Here is a 15605-nt window from a genome sequence, read left to right on the forward strand (position 1 = left end):
GCTTGCGGCACGGAATCGTACCAAAGGCTACTTTCGATTCGAGCCTCGGCCGGGTTCGAGAGAGGCCCCGGGGTCACAGCCATCGCGGCTCGGACCTGCGTTGGCGAAACGCGACTATACGGAGAAGTTAGAGGAGTTGTCAAGCCCCGGGTTTGGTGGAGGGTTTGTTAGACCCGTTCCATCGTTTTGATGGAGGGCAGATTTGAGTAGAAAATTGTTTCTGCTTCTACCGGCGGTACATAGCCGATCTCGCCGTGGACACGGCGGTGGTTGTACCAGTCGATGTATTCGGCAGCGGCGATTTCAAGGTCGTTGATGCTGGTCCACGGACCTTTGTTCCGGATGAGCTCGGCCTTGAAGAGGGAATTGAGCGCCTCGGCCATGGCATTGTCGTAGCTATCGCCCTTGGCTCCCACGGAGGCGACTGCTTCGGCGTCAGCAAGGCGCTCGGTATATCGGATGGCACGATACTGCACCCCTCTGTCGGAATTAAGCCGAATTCGGCTTGATTCCGATTATGCCGAGAAAGACGTTAGCCCGGATTTTTCATGAAGGTCGGGTTGGGCGCCGAGGCTCGATTTGATTCTCGTCCGGCTGGATTTTTGTGGTTTTGGGCGCGCTGGCCGGCCCTGTTGTCGTTGGGTGGGCGCCGGGTTCCACGTCTCCGATGGGTCGTGCTGGTCGTTGTTTGGGGCTGGCCTGGTGGTTCTCAGGCCAGGAGTCGGTCCTGTTGTCGGACGCTGTTTTTCAGCCCGGCAATAGCGGCTAGCCCGGATTTTTCATGGAGGTCGGGTTGGGTGCCGGGTCTCGGTTTGATTCTCGTCCGGCTGGGTTTTGTGGTTTTGGGCGCGCTTGCCGGCCTTGTTGTCGCTTGGTAGGCGCCGGGTTCCACGTCTCCGGTGGGTCGTACTTGGTTGTTGTTGGGGCTGGCCTGATGGTTCTTAGGCCAGGAGTCGGTCCCGTTGTCGGAGGCTGTTTCTCAGCCCGGCAATCGCGGCCAGGAGTGTGGTGATCGTGCCGGATTCCGGCGCTTTGTCAGGGATCAGCAACCGGGTCCGCCGGGCCCTGGTGATGAGTTTCCCGGCGGTGGCGAAGAGCCGGTAGCGCCAGCGTTTCATGTCCCATCCGCGGGCTTTGTGGCCGGTTGGCAGCGCTGCCAGTTGCAGCCAGGAGACCAGGTTCATGGCCAGGGTGGCGATGTTGGCCCAGGCCTGGTTGGCGTGGAAGTCGAAGAACGGCATTTTTCCGAGCCCGGTGTTCTTCAGGGTTTTGATCCGGTTCTCACACCGTCCCCGGGCCCGGTGCCGGGCATCCAGGGCGGGTCCATGCCAGCGCTGTGAGTTCGTCAAAAATGCCGTGACGCGGTGCCCGTCCAGATCCAGCAAAGTGGCCTGCGCCCCGGGGTGCAGGGGCTCAGCACGCAGGTAGAGGTTTGTTCCCGGCGGGTAGTCCGTGAGGCCGAGGACGTCGGTGGCGTTAACGACCCATGCGTCCGTGCGTTCGTCCCCTGCCTGGTCGAGCGCGGGCTGCCAGTATTGCTTGTCGTTGATCCACGCGACCATGCGGGCCTTCATCACCGGGACCGGGTAGGAGACACTGAACTGCACGCCCATGGATGAGAGATAGTGCAGGAATTTCCGGGATGCCCCGGCACTGTCGGTGCGCACGAGGATTTTCTCACCGATGAGCTTTCCGTCCGTGTCGTAGAAGTCGTCGGGGAGCTGGGCGGCGGCCTGGGTGAAGACCTTGATGTGGTCATCGGCGCTGTTGGCCCCGGCATTACCCGGACGCAGGAGTGCCGCCAGGACTTCCCCGCCGCCGTTGCCCGTGCCGTAATCAACGCTGGCAATAAAGGGCGCGAACCCATACCCGCCCTTGTACGTTCCGACAGCTTGTTCCTTGTCTCTGTGCGAGGTGACGAGGGTGGCATCCAGATCCACGATCAGCGGCTCACCGGCGGTGGCCTTCAACGCCGGATTCCTCTCCTCCGCAGCTTCCCACGCCCGAGAACGCAGCTCCCGCGTCAAGGTCGCGAAGCCGTAGCTGAAGAGGTCCGGGTTGGTCACGGTCCGCTCAAAGAACCGCGAGATCGTCGCGTTCGAGGCAACGTTCCCAAAAACCCCGGCACCGGTCCGCAGGATGTCCAGATCGGACACGTGCTCCCCTCCGCCAGCGAGCATGACCGCCAGCGAGCCCAGGATCGTGCCAGGCCGGTGCCACGCCCCGGACGGGACAAACTGGCCCAAACGGTCCTCACATAGGTCCCGGAACCCGAGCGCGTCAACCAAGGACGTCACCACGCTCAGCCCGGCATGGGAGACCAGCGACTGGCCCGTCGTGGCGACAGGAAGGGCCGGAAAAACACGGGTATTCTTGGACATCAGAAAGGTGCTTCTTTCAGCCGGTGGCTCTGTGCGTCGACAACACTATTTTCCCAGCTCGGAAGCACCTTTCGTCGCTTAACCACACCGGACAAGCGCCAGCCTCATGAAAATCCCGGGCTAACAAACCCTCCACCAAACCCTGGGGCTTGACACCTCTGGACCCACCGGGGCGTTCAACGCGAGCAAGGAGCTGGTGGCGCACATCCGCGACCCACGTCCGAACGTGTGGGACGCCATGGACGAGGAAAATTCCGGGCAGGCCGCCTGTAGTAGCCCCAGGCTAGAGCTAGGCTAGAGCGCGGATTACGCGGAGGGCTTCCGAGCGTTCCAAGACAAGCGCGAGCCAAAGTTCACCGGTGATTGAGCCTGTCGAAACCACCGCAACCCCGCTGTCAATTTCCGTCCAGGAAATTATTGGCCGCGATGTAGGCGCCCAATTTATCTTCGGCCAAAGCAGATGAGATCTTCTGGATGGCGTCCGGGTCAGTAAGCACGATCGACTGCCCGTCGGCTGACGTGCCTGTGCCACGGGTGGGCAATGTAAACATCGCCATGTCTTGCGGCCGGATGGCCTGGAGTTCCACGGCGAGGCTGCCTAAGGCTGCGGCGTCGAGGGTCTTGTCCACAGCCACAAATGGCGAAAAGACATTGACCAAGTTATTGATGGTTATGGGATTCGACAGCGTTTCTGCGTTGATGGTCTTTGCAATGACGCCCCTAATGAACGCTTGCTGATTCCTTACCCGCTGGTAGTCGCCGTCAGCGAAAGCGTAGCGTTCCCGGACAAACGCTAGGGCATCCGCCCCGCTCAGCATATTTGGACCGGCCGCATAAGAGTAAGAGCCGGTGCTAAAGGCAATACTCGATGTCACGGGCACCCCGCCCAAGGCTTCAGTCAGCCCCTTAAAACCGTCAAAGTTGATCGTGGCGACGTGATCGATCCGCTGGTTGAAAATTAATTCAACCGTTTGAACCACCAAGGGGACGCCCCCCAAAGCGAGGGCCGCGTTGAGCTTCGCCTCGCCATGCCCCGGGATGGTCACCCAGAGGTCGCGCATCAGGGAGATAGTATAGATGTTTTTGCGACCAGCAGGGATGTGGACCAGCATCATCACATCGGATCGTTGGTCAGAGGACGTTCCCCGTTCGGCATCAACCACATTTTGCCCGCGGCTGTCGCTCCCGATGAGTAGGATATTTTTTGCCGGCGGACCCGACTTGACCTCCATCTTTCGCGGACGTGTGGACTCATCGGGGAACGCGCTTTGAATCTTTTCGGATTTGGAGTCGAAAGAGTGTGCAAGATTTACGATGTACCCGCCAGCAACAACGGCAGCAACAAGGACCATTGTAGCCACCGCAATAAGGACCGCGCGGCCCTTGCGGTTCTTCCGCACCTTCTGACGCCGAGGACCCTTCTCGGTCGCTTGCTGTTCGGCTTCAATGGGGAGAGTCATGGTATTCCTAGCATTCGGTGGCAAGTGTCTTGCCCATTCAATTCTTGCTCTGCCGGGTTCCGAGGACGACGTTCTATCAGCGAAGCAACGCTGACGTCGACGTGGCGGTTGCCACGGTTATCAACCCGGCCAGAATCACATAGGGTACTTCGGCGGCATGATACTGAACCCATGCCACCCACGAAACTTTCGCCAGTGTCTTCCTATATTCTATAAATATCACGACTCGCCAAATCGACTCCAAACACGCACTGGCCGGACGGCTGGCTACCCACCGGTTGGGGAACCACGAAATGGTTCCCACGTTCACTGCGTCATCGATCAGTCAGGTAGGCACCTGGCTCTACCCCGGCAGCATCGCCACGACTACGCCGCAGGCCTTCACCGTGGCCTCCCCACCGACAGAACTAAACGGCTTCGGAGTCCAGACGCCACGCATGGCATCCAGTGCGCTGCATACCGGCCCATATCCACCAGATTTGAGCCCGGCTTCGCGGTTACAGGGCGTCAAACACCAGTTCACTCACGTTGTACCTTCTGACCTTGCTCGACGAACCCGCACCGTCTGGTAGTCCCGGCACGTCTCGCCTTTGTCGGGGCCGCTTGCCACCCTCACCGGCGTTCCCCGGATCAGGCTGCCCCCAGCTCAATCAGGCCGCTGCGACGACCCAACCAGGACGGTCTTTCACCGCCCCTCGACACACACAGCGCCTCGTGGCGCACAGCTCCGCCGCGAAGAAAACTGATGCTGACTTCAAATCGCATTGGCCCGGCGCAACTCAACCACTTCACGTTCAAGCTCGGCCAGGCGGGTCGCGTCATCGGTGGTGGTGCCAGGGCGCACGCCCTGGTCGATCTCCATGATGCGCACCCAGCCACGGATGGTGTCCGCCGGGATGCCCAGCTGCGCACCAATCCGCAACCTCGCGATGACGTTGCTCCTGTAGTAGAAGCCACATTGGACGACCTCGACGAAGAAGGCATCAAGTCATACGTCGCCCGCCTCAGGGATGTTAGGCCTCGAATCTTTGGCGACAAGTCCATCCCAGAAATCCTCACCATGTCTAACGTGCTCGTGCGACGGGATGCCACCCTCATACCGACGCTCGCTGGTTTGCTGGCCCTCGGGCGCTACCCCCAGCAGTTCTACCCGCAACTAATGCTCACATTTGTTAGCTATCCCACGGTTGAGGGACCGGCGCCGGATGGGACTCGCTTTCTGGACAATGTTGCAATCGAAGGTTCCATCCCTGAGATAGTCCGGGAGTCGCTGGCTGTAATCAAGAGAAACATGCGTCGGCGGGCTGTAGTCGCTGGTGCAGGACGACAGGATATTTGGGACTACCCCGAACCAGCACTTCGCGAGGCCATAGTCAACGCAGTGGTTCATCGGGACCTGTCTCCAGCAAGCTTTGGCGCTCAAGTGCAGGTCGAGATGTATCCTGACCGCCTCGAGGTGCGCAATCCCGGAGGGCTGTTCGGGCCAGTCCAGATCGACTCGCTGGGTACTGAGACTCTCTCCTCAGCCAGGAATTCCGCACTGCTGAAGATGCTGGAAGATGTGAAGATCCCGGGTGAGGACAGGACCGTCTGCGAGAACAGAGGATCTGGAATCCGGACAATGCTCACAGCGCTTCGGGCTGCCGGTATGTCACCTCCAGAATTTAGTGACAAGATCTCCTCGTTCACCGTAAGGTTTCCCAATCACACGCTGCTGAATACGGCTTTTGTGGATTGGATAGCGACGCTTCACGAGCCGGGTCTAACGCACTCTCAAATCGTCGCCCTTGCGCACATGAGGGAGGGCGCCCTAATTGACAATCCCAAGTACCGACAGATCGGTGGTGTGGATTCCAGGGTCGCCACTCAAGAATTGCAGGACCTTGTTGTCCGTGAGTTAGCCGATCAAGAAGGCACTGGGCGTGGGCGACGTACACGCTGGCACCAAGACTGGGGGATCCAGAAGGGCTGGCTCCGAAGGGCGGGAGAATCTCTCCGGCCGATCGACGCGCCGAAGTCCTTGATGCGCTAGGAACCGAGACCCTTTCCCGAGCTGCGCTGGAGGAGCGGACTTCACTGAAGGGCGGCATCGTCCGAAGATGGCTGAAGACACTAAGGGATGAGGGCTACGTTGAGCTGGTGGGCTCCGAAAGCCTGCAAAGTAACAGAGTTCAATATCGCCGGACCGGCAGGCGGCTCGGCGAAGCTGTTCAGGAGGAACTGGAGTTCTGATACTCCCCAAAACCGCTACCTGAACCGAGCCGCAAACGGCACTCTCAACAGCGCAGGGCCCGGACGGCTTCACCCTGCCCCCTTTGTCCGGAAAATTTCACCGGCCTTTGAACACCGGCGACCGCTTCTCCTGGAATGCCCGGAAACCCTCGGCATAGTCTGCGCTCTTGCAGAGGCGGGCCTGCTCTGCGTTTTCCTCTGCCATGGCGTCCCACAGGCCCAGCCGCTGGTCGCGGATGTGCGCCACGAGCTCCTTGCTCGCGTTGAAGGCACCCGTCGCGCCCACAGCCACCTTGGCCACAATCTCGCGCGTCTTCGCAAGGAGTTCATCGGCGGGCATCGCCCGGCTGAACAGCCCCTGAGCGACGGCCTCCGTCCCGGACATGAGCTCGGCCGTGTAGATCAGGTCCAGTGTCCGGTGCATGCCCAGCCGCTCCGTGAAGTACCAGTGCCCGCCCGAATCCAGCGTGGCCCCCAGCTTGGCGAACGGTGAACCGAACTTGGCGTTCTCCGCCACATACACCACGTCGGTGACCAGCAGCAGGCCCAGCCCCACGCCCAGGCAGGCGCCCTGCGCGGCGGCGAACGTCGGCGCCGGGAACGCGCTCATTTTCTGCAGCAGCGGCTGCACCAGCCCGCCCAGGTAGGCTTCGGCGTCGTCCGTCTCCGGCGTCACGCCCGAAATGTCCCGGCCCGCGCAGAAGGCCCGGCCCTCTCCCCTGAGCAGCAGCGCCCGCACCTCACCGCGGGAGGCGGCGGCAGCGGCGTCGTCGTACGCCTGGGTTAAATCAGCGAGCGCCCGCTCGTCGAGGGAGTTCAGCTTGTAGGGCGCGTCCAGGACCACTTCGGCGACGTTGTTGGCGATGGAGAGGGTGATCATGGGTTCCTTAGACGTCGAAGTCGACTGTTACTTCTTTGCTGGTGGGGTGGCTCTGGCAGGTCAGGACGTACCCCTTGTCCAGCTCATCCTGCTCCAGCGCGTAGTTTTCGTCCATGGTCACAGTGCCGGTGACCAGTTTGGCGCGACAGGTGCCGCACACTCCCCCGGCGCACGCGAACGGCACATCCGCACGGACCCGGAGGGCGGCGTTGAGGATCGACTCGCGGGCGTGCGTGGGGCTGGCCACCTCGCCCTGCAGGCCGTCCAGCTTGAACGTGATCCTGTACGTCTCCTGGGACTCGTCCACCACCACCGGACGGCCGGCGTTGCCCTCCGGGCGGTCCGGCTTCCCGGACGTGAACAGCTCGAACCGGACCTGCTCCGGCTTCACCCCGCGCTCGGCCAGGGTGTCCCGGCACAGCTGCACCAGCTCGAACGGCCCGCACAGGAACCACTCGTCCACATCGTCCGCGTGGATGGCGGTGCCCAGCAACTGCTGGAGCTTCCCGGCGTCGATCCGTCCGCTCAGCAGGGGCGCGATCCGCTGCTCGCGGGACAGCACATGGTGGATGGCCAACCGCTGCGGGTACCTGTCCTTCAAATCCGCCAGCTCCTCCAGGAACATCACGTCCATGGCGGCCTTGTTGGCGTAGATCAGGTCAAAGCGCGTCGCCGGGTTGGCCGCCAGCAGCGTGCGGGCGATCGCAATCACCGGGGTGATGCCGCTCCCCGCCGCGATGGCCACAAAGGTGCCCGGCTCCCCTGCCAGCTCGCCTGCGATTTCCTGCGGCCGGTTCATGGAGTTCATGACGTTCTGCTCCACGGCCTTGCCGTCCCGGCCGTGCTTGGACACAAACGCGCCCATGGGGCTCATGACCTCCAGGGTGTCCCCCGCCTTCAGCTCCGCGTTGGCCCACGTGGAGAACAGCCCGCCCAGGTCCTGCTTCACAGCCACCCGGATCTCGCTGCTGCCGTCCGGGAACGTGCGCGGCTCGGCGCAGATGGAATAGCTCCGGCGCACCTCATGCGGCTCGCCCTTCTCATCCGGCAGCGTGGTGCGCAGGGCCACGTACTGGCCGGGCAGGTAGTCGAACTGGCCGGCGAGCTCTTGGGGGACGCCGAACGTCACCTCGATGGCATCCTCGGTCAGCCGGCGCACCTCACTGACGGTCAGAGTGTGGAAGGACGGACGACGGCGGCCGCTGGCTAGCGCCGATTCGGCGGCGGTCTGGCGCACAACAGGCATGGGGCTTCCTTACAGGACTTTGAAGTAGTCGAACGGTTCCAGGCAGTCCTTGCACACGTACAGCGCCTTGCAGGACGTGGAGCCGAACCGGGTGAGCTCCTTGGTGTTCAGGGACGAGCACTGGGGGCATTTGACGGCCATTTTGAGCCTGATTGGGCCGCTGTGGCCGCCGGCTGCTGCCATGCCCGACGGCGGCGCGATGCCGTACTCCTGCAGCTTCGCCTTCCCGGTGGCCGTCATCCAGTCCGTGGTCCAGGCCGGGGCGAGCACCAGGTCCACTTCTGCTGTGTAGCCTTCCTTGGCGAACGCTTTTTTCAGGTCGTCGCGGATGGCGTCCATGGCCGGGCAGCCTGAGTATGTGGGGGTGATGGTGACCCTTACGCTTTTCCCCTCGGCCTGCACGTCGCGGAGGATCCCCAGGTCCGCGATGGTGAGCACGGGGATTTCGGGATCGCAGACGGTGGCCGCGATGTCCCAGGCCTGCTGCTGCTGTGTCCGCTCGGGCGCAGCGGTGGCCACGGCGGTCACCAGCTTGCTCCGGGGTACTCGCGCGCCAGCACCTGCATCTCCGCGAGGAGGTAGCCCAGGTGCTCCGAGTGCCGGCCATCCCGCCCGCCGCCGGGGGCAGCCGGGACGTCCGGGACCTCCAACTCGGCTTCTTTGAGGACTTCGCCGGTGAGCCGGTCAAAGTCGGCTTTCAACGTGGAAGGCTCGACGGCGGCGCCCGTTTCGGCCAGGCGCGTGGTCAGTTCATCGTCCTGGAAGAGCTCGGCGACGTAGGGCCACATCTGCCTCAGTCCCTGGATCATCCGGGTGCGGGATTCCTCGGTGCCGCCGGCCAGGCGCAGGACCCACTGGGCGCTGTGGTCCCGGTGGTAGTCCACTTCCTTCACGGCCTTGGCGGCGATGGCGGCGAGAGTGGCATCTGTGGATTGCGTGAGGCGGCGGTACAGCTCGAACTGGTAGTAGCTCACCACGAACTGCCGGGCGATGGTGGCCGCGAAGTCGCCGTTGGGCTGCTCAAAGATGTGCGCGGAGCGGAACTCATGCTCGCGCCGGAAGTATGCCAGCTCGTCTTCGGTCTTGTCCCAGGCACCGCCCGCGTAGGTCAGGAAGCTCCGGGCGTGGCCCAGCTGGTCCAGGGCGATGTTGCCCAGTGCCACGTCCTCCTCCAGCTCGGGGCCGCGGGAGATCCAGTGGCCCAGCCGCTGCGCGAGGATCAGGCCATCGTCCCCCAGGCGCAGCGCGTACTCGGCCACGTCCTCGGTGGGCTTGGCAAGGCCCGTGCGGACCTCCAGGGCGATGTCCTCCGGGCGCAGGGCGGTGCCGGGGGTGATGCGGGTGGCGGACTCCCCGCCCATGGGTGCAGAGTTCACAGGTGCTTCACCCCTTCGCTCTTGGTGTAATACGTGGCGTGCCGGTAGTCCTTGCCCTGCGGGGACTCGAAGAACGAGCCCTTGGAGTCCGGATCGCTGGCGGCGATGGCGTCGGCAGGTACCACCCAGATGGACACACCCTCGTTGCGGCGCGTGTAGAGGTCGCGGGCGTTGCGCAGGGCCATGGCGGCATCCGGCGCGTGCAGGGACCCGGCGTGGACGTGGGACAGGCCGCGGCTGGAGCGGACGAAGACTTCCCAGAGGCCCCAGGCGTTGCGGTCGGTCGTTTCGGCTGGGGCCACGCCGCCCCCCGGCTGTGGGCCCACGGCCGCAGGGTTCCCTAGACGAGCTTGCGAGTCTAGGGAGCGACTGGGGACTTGCGAGGTTGGGGAGTCGGTGGGGATCATGCTGCGTATTCCTTTGTCTTCAGTGACTGTTTTGCTGCGTACGCCGCGGCTGCTTCGCGGACCCAAGCGCCGTCGTCGTGCGCTTCCCTCCGGCGCTCAAGGCGCTGGGCGTTGCAGGGGCCGCGGCCGGCGAGGACTTCGTGGAACTCGTTCCAGTCCAGCGGGCCGTGCTCCCACTTTTTGGTGTCCTCGTTGAAGCGGATCTCGCTGTCCGGGAGGGTGAGGCCCAGCACGCGGACCTGCTCCACCATCATTCCCACGAAGCGGCTGCGGAGTTCGTCGTTGCTGAAGCGCTTGATGTTCCAGGCCATGGACTGGCGGGAGTTGGGCGAATCGTCGTCCGGCGGGCCGAACATCATCAGTGCCGGGGCGTACCAGCGGTTCACGGCGTCCTGGGCCATCTGCTTCTGCTCCGGGGTGCCGTGGGCGAGTTCCAGCAGGATCTCGAAGCCCTGGCGCTGGTGGAACGACTCTTCCTTGCAGACCCGGACCATGGCGCGGCCGTAGGGGCCGTAGGAGGCGCGGCACAGCGGCACCTGGTTGCAGATGGCGGCGCCGTCCACCAGCCAGCCAATGGCGCCCATGTCCGCCCAGGTCAGGGCCGGGTAGTTGAAGATGCTGGAGTAGCGGGCCTTGCCGGCGATGAGGTCGGCCATCATCTTGTCGCGGGACTGGCCGAGGGTCTCGGCGGCCGAGTAGAGGTAGAGCCCGTGGCCGGCCTCGTCCTGGACCTTGGCCATCAGGATGGCCTTGCGCTTGAGGCTCGGGGCGCGGGAAATCCAGTTGGCTTCCGGCTGCATCCCGATGATCTCCGAGTGGGCGTGCTGGGAGATCTGGCGCAGGAGGGTCTTGCGATAGGCGTCCGGCATCCAGTCTTTTGGTTCAATGCGGGAGTCTTCGGCGATCACGCGGTCAAAGTTGGCCTGGCCGTCCGCATCTTGGCGGTCCGCGTTGCGCTGGGCGTTGGCTTCCATGGTTGCTCCTATGCACCTGCCTGGATTTGGTCCGATTTATTTACCGACCGTTCGTTCAGGATATGCGGAGGACGCGGAGGGCGTCAAGGAGCGGGCCTGCGGTTGCTGGCGACGCGCATATCCCATGCCGACTCGCACATTCCCTGACGCCGCCGTATTCCGTGCGCGTCAGAGCATATGCGGGTCGAGAGTCGTGGTGCGTGTCGACCGTAGTGAGGTTGGTTTTCCACATGGCGGCAGCCTGATCTGTCGCCCAAGGCGCGTAACTGGCATCTTCGGTACATGACCGACTTTCCACCGCTTCTCTTGGCCCGCGACCGCATCGAGCACGGGCTGACCGCCAAGGACCTCGCCAAGGACGTAAAGGCCGGTTCGCTCGTCCGGATCCGGCACGGCGTCTACACCGACGGCCCCGCGTGGAAGCGACTGAAGCCCTGGGAACAGTACAGGCTCCGCATCAGCGCGGCCGCGGAAACCTTCGAGCGTCCCACTGTGTTTGCCCGACATTCCGCCGCGTCTGTCTGGAGCATTCCCACTATTGGCCTGCACCATCCTGTCCACGCCCTGACGATGAAGAACGACGGCGGCCGGTCCCGTGCCGGGGTTGTCCGCCACTTCGCTGATCCGGCGGGTCTGACAGTGGTCCAGCGGGAGGGCCTGCTCGTCACCGGCCGCATCCGCACCGTCCTCGATCTGGCCGCATTTACGCCGTTCACGGAGGCGGCCGCCCCGTTGGACCACGTGCTGAAACCGGACCGCACCCTGCGGCTACGGGCCTTCACCAAAGATGAGTTGATGGCGAGCATCGGCACGAACTACTCCGCGGCGGCCGGGCGAAGGATACTGGCCGCCTTGGCTTTCGCGGATCCAATGTCCGGTTCGGCGGGAGAGTCCTACAGCCGCGCATTAATCCAGGTGGCCGGCTTCGAAACGCCGGTCCTGCAGCAGGCCATCCACGACAAGGACGGGCTCGTGGGCTACGCCGACTTCTACTGGAAGCTGGCCAAGGTGGTGGGCGAATTCGATGGCGAGGAGAAGTACGTCAAACCGGAGTTCCTCAAGGGCAGGACGGCATCGCAGGCGGTGGTGGAGGAAAAGAAGCGCGAGAACCGGATCCGGGCAACCGGGTTCAACGTGGTGAGGTGGGACTGGGCCGATCTGAAGGAGCCGGGGAAGCTGGAACACATGCTGGCGGCGGCCGGCGTGCCCCGCCGTCGTACGCGTTCTGCGGAATTCGACGCGCTAAAGTTCCCGTGACGCGCGTCTGCCCTGGCGACGCCCGTATTCCGGTGTCGCCAGGGCATTTGCGTAGCGCCAAGCCATTTGCGCGTCGCCGGGCGGACTGCGCGTCGCCGGGCCGTCTGCGCGTCACCGGGCGGACAGGATCCGTCTTCCAGCGCGGCCGAGGACCGCCGGCGCCTGGCTGCACAGTGCCCAGTACGCCGAGCCTGCGGCCAGTGAGGCCACCACGGCGAGGGCGGGACTGAACTCAACCACCAAGGGGTAGACCAGCCAATGCACCAGGTAGATGTGCAGGGACGCGCTGGCCAGCAGAACCGTGAAGCGCCGCAGCCCGGCCGGGACGGGAATGCTGGGCAGCCACAGGAGCAGGAGGACCCCGGCAATGACCGTCAGTTCACGGGCGGGGTTGTCGAAGAACCCCGGGATGGTCACAGTGGCAACGACACTGACGGCGCATCGCTGAAGGACGTGACGGGCCCGGGCAACCGCCCATCCCAAAGCGAAGAGCCAAAGCGCCGGCGTGGTGTGCGGAATTCCCGGCTCAAAAAGCTCATACCGGGTGAGCAGTCCAGCGGCGAACAGTGCAAGCGGAAAGAGGAAAGGAAAGCGCTTTTCGGCCCGGCTGACCCAGGGCACGGCGAGCAGTGCCGTCATGCTGACCAGCAGGTAGACGAGCACCTCGATGAACCAGAAATGCGACCGGGTGGTCACCTCTTCGGGCCCGATAATGGCGTGGAGGAGGACGATATTTGCGAGGCTGTACTTGTCGGTGATCAGGTAGGCGAAGCCGATGAAGGCCATGCTGGGGATGATGACCCTGGCCAGGCTGGCGGCTTGTTTCCGCAGCCGCGGCACACGCTCCCCGGCAAGCTGGAACCGGGCGAAGTTGAACCCCGCCACAGCCATGAGCACGTGGGCGGCACCCTGCCAGTGCAGGAATCCAATATGGGTACTGACAATCAGGAAAATCGCGGCCGCCCGCAACACGATGCTGGTCTCAAGCCGGGCAAACACGCGGCGCCGCTTCCGCGTCCGTGACTGCTCAAGTCTGGCCCCCAGCACTCCCACCGGGGTGATGTGCCAGTCCGTTGGCAAGTGTCCCAATGCCTGCTCAAGCCGCACGGACGCTGCCACATACGAAAGCGAGTCCCCGCCGAGCGAAACGAACGTGTCGCCGTCGGAAATGTCAGTCAGTTCCAGCGTGTCCTCAAAAATCTGCACCACTTTGTCCTGCGGGCAAGCCCCGGATTCAGCGCTGGACGCGGGGTTCTGAACTGCGGGGCCGCCCTGTTGGGCGAGGGCCAGGACGGCAGGGTAGTCCGGTTTTCCGGATGCCAGCCGCGGGAGTTCCTGCACCGCGTGGACGTCCAGGGCAGCGCGCGGCAGGCCGATGCCCTGGGCGAGGAGCTTACCCACCAGCGCCGGGTCGTGTTCACCTTCGACGGCGACCACGAGCCCCAGGTCCGTGCCGGCACTCGCCGACTGAATGCCAAGGTCGGCAAGGATCCGCTCCACCTGTCCAAGGTCGACGCGGAGACCCACGATCTTGACGAACCGGCTGCGCCTTCCCACGACCTCGTACAATCCGTCCGCATTCAGTCGGGCCAGGTCTCCGGTGCGGAGTTCATCCACAGTCCGCCCGAGGCCCAGGTCCTCCGGCGTCCCGGCGTATCCCAGCATCACGTTAGGCCCGGAATAGACCAGCTCCCCATCCTCCAGTCCAGGGACCGGGTCTATCCGGAAGGCCCCGCCCGGGACCGGGATTCCGATGGCGCCGGGCGACGCACCTGCCAGCCGCGGCGGGAGGTATGCCATGCGCGCGGTGGCCTCCGTCTGGCCGTACATCACAAAGAGATCCCAGCTGCTCCTTGCGCCCAGTTCTGCGTAACGCCGGACCAGGTCCGGGCCGAGCCTGCCGCCAGCCTGGGTCACATACCTGAGCGTGGGCAGATTCATCGCGGCGAACCCCACCCGCTCGAGCAACTCGAAGGTGTAGGGAACGGCTGCGAACGATGTGGCCCCCTCACTGCGGAACAGATCCCAGAAGCAGGGGTCCACCACGGACAGATCGGTCAGGACCAGGCTGGCACCACGCAGCAGGTGGCTGTTGATCACTGACAGTCCATAGCAGTAGGACATGGGCAGCGTGGTCATAGCCCGGTCATCTTCGGTGATACCGAGGTATTCCGCGATGGACTCTGCGTTCGCCTGGAGGTTTTCATAGGACAGCCGCACCAGCTTGGGTGAGCCGGTGGACCCTGAGGTGCTCAGCAGTAGCGCCAGGTCCGGGTGCAGGGTGTGTCCGGTGCCAGGCCGTCGCTCCTCCAGGACCATCCGGCCGCTTGCGGAACGAAGGATAACGTCCGGATCATAGGCCGCGACCAGGGACTTCAGGGCGGCAGGCTTGTCCGCGGGCAGGAGGATCAGCGGATGACCGGCAGCCATAGCCGCCAGATACCCCACCAGCGAGTCGACGTCGTTACCGGCCGTCAGTGCCACCAGCCGGCGTTCGGTGCCGAGGCGCCGGCCAAGCTCCCCAACACGCTCAGCCAGTTCCCGGTACGTCAGGACACCACTGCTGGTGGCAACGGCAGTCCTGTCACCGTTATCCACAAGGTTGGCGGCAAAGTGCAGGCGTTGAAGGTCAAGTTGGATGCTCATAGCGCGCGTGGTCCATAAGGTGTCTTCGGGAATATTAGGGGAACCTAACTCGAAAACAATACACCGGTCTTCGGTGAATTAAGAAACTAAAGTGTGCCGTATTTCCACAGTTGCTGGCGTAATGGCGCATACCGGACGGGTCATGCCGCCACGGTGGGCGATGCCCACTATCCCTCGGGCTGTGCTGACGTGTCACTTCACGGTCAGGGTGCCTTTCATGTTGCCGTGGAAGATGCAGTGGTACGGGTAGGTGCCGGGCTCGGCCGGGGCGGTGAAGCTGCCGGCGCCGGCTTTGATGGTGGAATCGAATGCCGCGCCGGTGTCAGCGGTAATGCTGTGCGCTTCTATGTCTTCGTTGACGACGCTGATCGTCGCTCCGGGGCTTACGGTTTCGGATCCCTGGTATTTGAAGCCCTTGATCAGGATTTTTGCTGCGGCTGCGGCCGGCGAAGATGCGGGGCTGGAGCTGGAGGGGGCGGGGGCTTGGGTGGTGGGCACCGCTGAGGCTGATCGTTCCGTCACAGTCGGTGCCGCAGTGGTGCCGGACCCGGACATGCCAGGGGTTCCACAACCGGCCAGAGCCAGCAGCGTAGCTGCTGCCGCTGCCAGTCCGAGAAACTTACGCGTGCTGCTGTTTGCCTTCATGGTCAAACCTTTCGTCGGCTGCTGGATCAATCGAGGTCCGTTTCAGGGCTTTGAGTTTGGCGTAGATGACGTAGTTGTCGTCGAAGAGCCCGGTGGCGGGG

Annotated in this window: 14 protein-coding genes and 1 pseudogene; 3 read left to right on the forward strand and 12 right to left on the reverse strand. The window is 63.7% G+C overall.

The features are described 5' to 3' along the window. Positions 1-167 precede the first annotated feature (167 nt). Positions 168-476 carry an integrase core domain-containing protein gene (locus QK290_RS16555; protein ID WP_282331727.1) on the reverse strand — a complete coding sequence of 103 codons (309 nt, stop codon included), beginning with the start codon at positions 474-476 and terminating at the stop codon, positions 168-170. 465 nt (positions 477-941) lie between these two features. After that, positions 942-2381 carry an IS1380 family transposase gene (locus tag QK290_RS16560; RefSeq protein WP_282331728.1) on the reverse strand — a complete coding sequence of 480 codons (1440 nt, stop codon included), beginning with the start codon at positions 2379-2381 and terminating at the stop codon, positions 942-944. A 157-nt stretch (positions 2382-2538) separates the two neighbouring features. Between QK290_RS16560 and QK290_RS16565 the strand changes: the two are divergent. Further along, positions 2539-2748, forward strand: a pseudogene (locus QK290_RS16565) (hypothetical protein); the annotation flags it as partial. Positions 2749-2776: 28 nt separating this feature from the next. Here the strand turns inward: QK290_RS16565 and QK290_RS16570 are convergent. Together QK290_RS16570 and QK290_RS16575 are read right to left on the reverse strand one after the other, a co-directional pair. Further along, positions 2777-3841 (reverse strand): LCP family protein, encoded by a 1065-nt coding sequence (locus tag QK290_RS16570; RefSeq protein WP_282331729.1) that lies wholly within the window; start codon positions 3839-3841, stop codon positions 2777-2779. A gap of 754 nt (positions 3842-4595) precedes the next feature. Further along, positions 4596-4763, reverse strand: a complete 168-nt coding sequence (locus QK290_RS16575; RefSeq protein WP_282331730.1) for a hypothetical protein — start codon at positions 4761-4763, stop codon at positions 4596-4598. A 36-nt stretch (positions 4764-4799) separates the two neighbouring features. On the opposite strand from QK290_RS16575, the gene QK290_RS16580 reads away from it, so the two are divergent. Next, on the forward strand, positions 4800-5873 hold the full coding sequence (locus tag QK290_RS16580) for an ATP-binding protein (RefSeq protein ID WP_282331731.1): 1074 nt from the start codon (positions 4800-4802) through the stop codon (positions 5871-5873). Positions 5874-6170: 297 nt separating this feature from the next. Here QK290_RS16580 and QK290_RS16585 read toward each other — a convergent pair whose 3' ends face one another. The 6 genes from QK290_RS16585 to paaA are packed head-to-tail and all read right to left on the reverse strand — an operon-like array spanning position 6171 to position 10956. Further along, positions 6171-6953, reverse strand: a complete 783-nt coding sequence (locus tag QK290_RS16585) for an enoyl-CoA hydratase/isomerase family protein (protein WP_282331732.1) — start codon at positions 6951-6953, stop codon at positions 6171-6173. A gap of 7 nt (positions 6954-6960) precedes the next feature. Beyond that, positions 6961-8199 carry a 1,2-phenylacetyl-CoA epoxidase subunit PaaE gene (paaE, locus tag QK290_RS16590; protein WP_282331733.1) on the reverse strand — a complete coding sequence of 413 codons (1239 nt, stop codon included), beginning with the start codon at positions 8197-8199 and terminating at the stop codon, positions 6961-6963. A gap of 9 nt (positions 8200-8208) precedes the next feature. After that, complete coding sequence (gene paaD / locus QK290_RS16595; RefSeq protein ID WP_282331734.1) at positions 8209-8727, reverse strand: 1,2-phenylacetyl-CoA epoxidase subunit PaaD; 519 nt, start codon at positions 8725-8727, stop codon at positions 8209-8211. Beyond that, a complete protein-coding gene (gene paaC / locus QK290_RS16600) occupies positions 8724-9560 on the reverse strand; it encodes a 1,2-phenylacetyl-CoA epoxidase subunit PaaC (RefSeq protein ID WP_282331742.1) in 837 nt (278 codons plus the stop codon). Before paaC ends, paaD begins: the two co-directional genes overlap by 4 nt. A gap of 11 nt (positions 9561-9571) precedes the next feature. Further along, complete coding sequence (gene paaB, locus QK290_RS16605) at positions 9572-9982, reverse strand: 1,2-phenylacetyl-CoA epoxidase subunit PaaB (RefSeq protein WP_282331735.1); 411 nt, start codon at positions 9980-9982, stop codon at positions 9572-9574. Next, positions 9979-10956, reverse strand: coding sequence for a 1,2-phenylacetyl-CoA epoxidase subunit PaaA (paaA, locus tag QK290_RS16610; protein ID WP_282331736.1), 978 nt, complete (start codon positions 10954-10956; stop codon positions 9979-9981). The genes paaB and paaA overlap by 4 nt, the downstream gene beginning before the upstream one ends. A gap of 282 nt (positions 10957-11238) precedes the next feature. On the opposite strand from paaA, the gene QK290_RS16615 reads away from it, so the two are divergent. Next, positions 11239-12213: a hypothetical protein gene (locus QK290_RS16615; RefSeq protein WP_282331737.1), complete on the forward strand. Its 975-nt coding sequence runs from the start codon at positions 11239-11241 to the stop codon at positions 12211-12213. Between the two features lie 111 nt (positions 12214-12324). Here QK290_RS16615 and QK290_RS16620 read toward each other — a convergent pair whose 3' ends face one another. Both QK290_RS16620 and QK290_RS16625 read right to left on the reverse strand, forming a co-directional pair. Beyond that, positions 12325-14859, reverse strand: coding sequence for an AMP-binding protein (locus QK290_RS16620; RefSeq protein WP_282331738.1), 2535 nt, complete (start codon positions 14857-14859; stop codon positions 12325-12327). A gap of 192 nt (positions 14860-15051) precedes the next feature. After that, positions 15052-15504: a cupredoxin domain-containing protein gene (locus QK290_RS16625; RefSeq protein WP_282331739.1), complete on the reverse strand. Its 453-nt coding sequence runs from the start codon at positions 15502-15504 to the stop codon at positions 15052-15054. Positions 15505-15605: the final 101 nt, after the last annotated feature.

Origin of the sequence: Pseudarthrobacter sp. AL07 (genome assembly GCF_029960665.1) — a bacterium.
Classification (GTDB): Bacteria; Actinomycetota; Actinomycetes; order Actinomycetales; family Micrococcaceae; genus Arthrobacter.

What these genes read in the sequence shown, in the direction of transcription:
- QK290_RS16560 (WP_282331728.1), bottom strand. Translation starts at nt 2,381, where the DNA reads ATGTCCAAGAATACCCGTGTTTTTCCGGCCCTTCCTGTCGCCACGACG.
- QK290_RS16570 (WP_282331729.1), bottom strand. Translation starts at nt 3,841, where the DNA reads ATGACTCTCCCCATTGAAGCCGAACAGCAAGCGACCGAGAAGGGTCCT.
- QK290_RS16585 (WP_282331732.1), bottom strand. Translation starts at nt 6,953, where the DNA reads ATGATCACCCTCTCCATCGCCAACAACGTCGCCGAAGTGGTCCTGGAC.
- paaE (WP_282331733.1), bottom strand. Translation starts at nt 8,199, where the DNA reads ATGCCTGTTGTGCGCCAGACCGCCGCCGAATCGGCGCTAGCCAGCGGC.
- paaC (WP_282331742.1), bottom strand. Translation starts at nt 9,560, where the DNA reads ATGGGCGGGGAGTCCGCCACCCGCATCACCCCCGGCACCGCCCTGCGC.
- paaB (WP_282331735.1), bottom strand. Translation starts at nt 9,982, where the DNA reads ATGATCCCCACCGACTCCCCAACCTCGCAAGTCCCCAGTCGCTCCCTA.
- paaA (WP_282331736.1), bottom strand. Translation starts at nt 10,956, where the DNA reads ATGGAAGCCAACGCCCAGCGCAACGCGGACCGCCAAGATGCGGACGGC.
- QK290_RS16615 (WP_282331737.1), top strand. Translation starts at nt 11,239, where the DNA reads ATGACCGACTTTCCACCGCTTCTCTTGGCCCGCGACCGCATCGAGCAC.
- QK290_RS16620 (WP_282331738.1), bottom strand. Translation starts at nt 14,859, where the DNA reads ATGAGCATCCAACTTGACCTTCAACGCCTGCACTTTGCCGCCAACCTT.
- QK290_RS16625 (WP_282331739.1), bottom strand. Translation starts at nt 15,504, where the DNA reads ATGAAGGCAAACAGCAGCACGCGTAAGTTTCTCGGACTGGCAGCGGCA.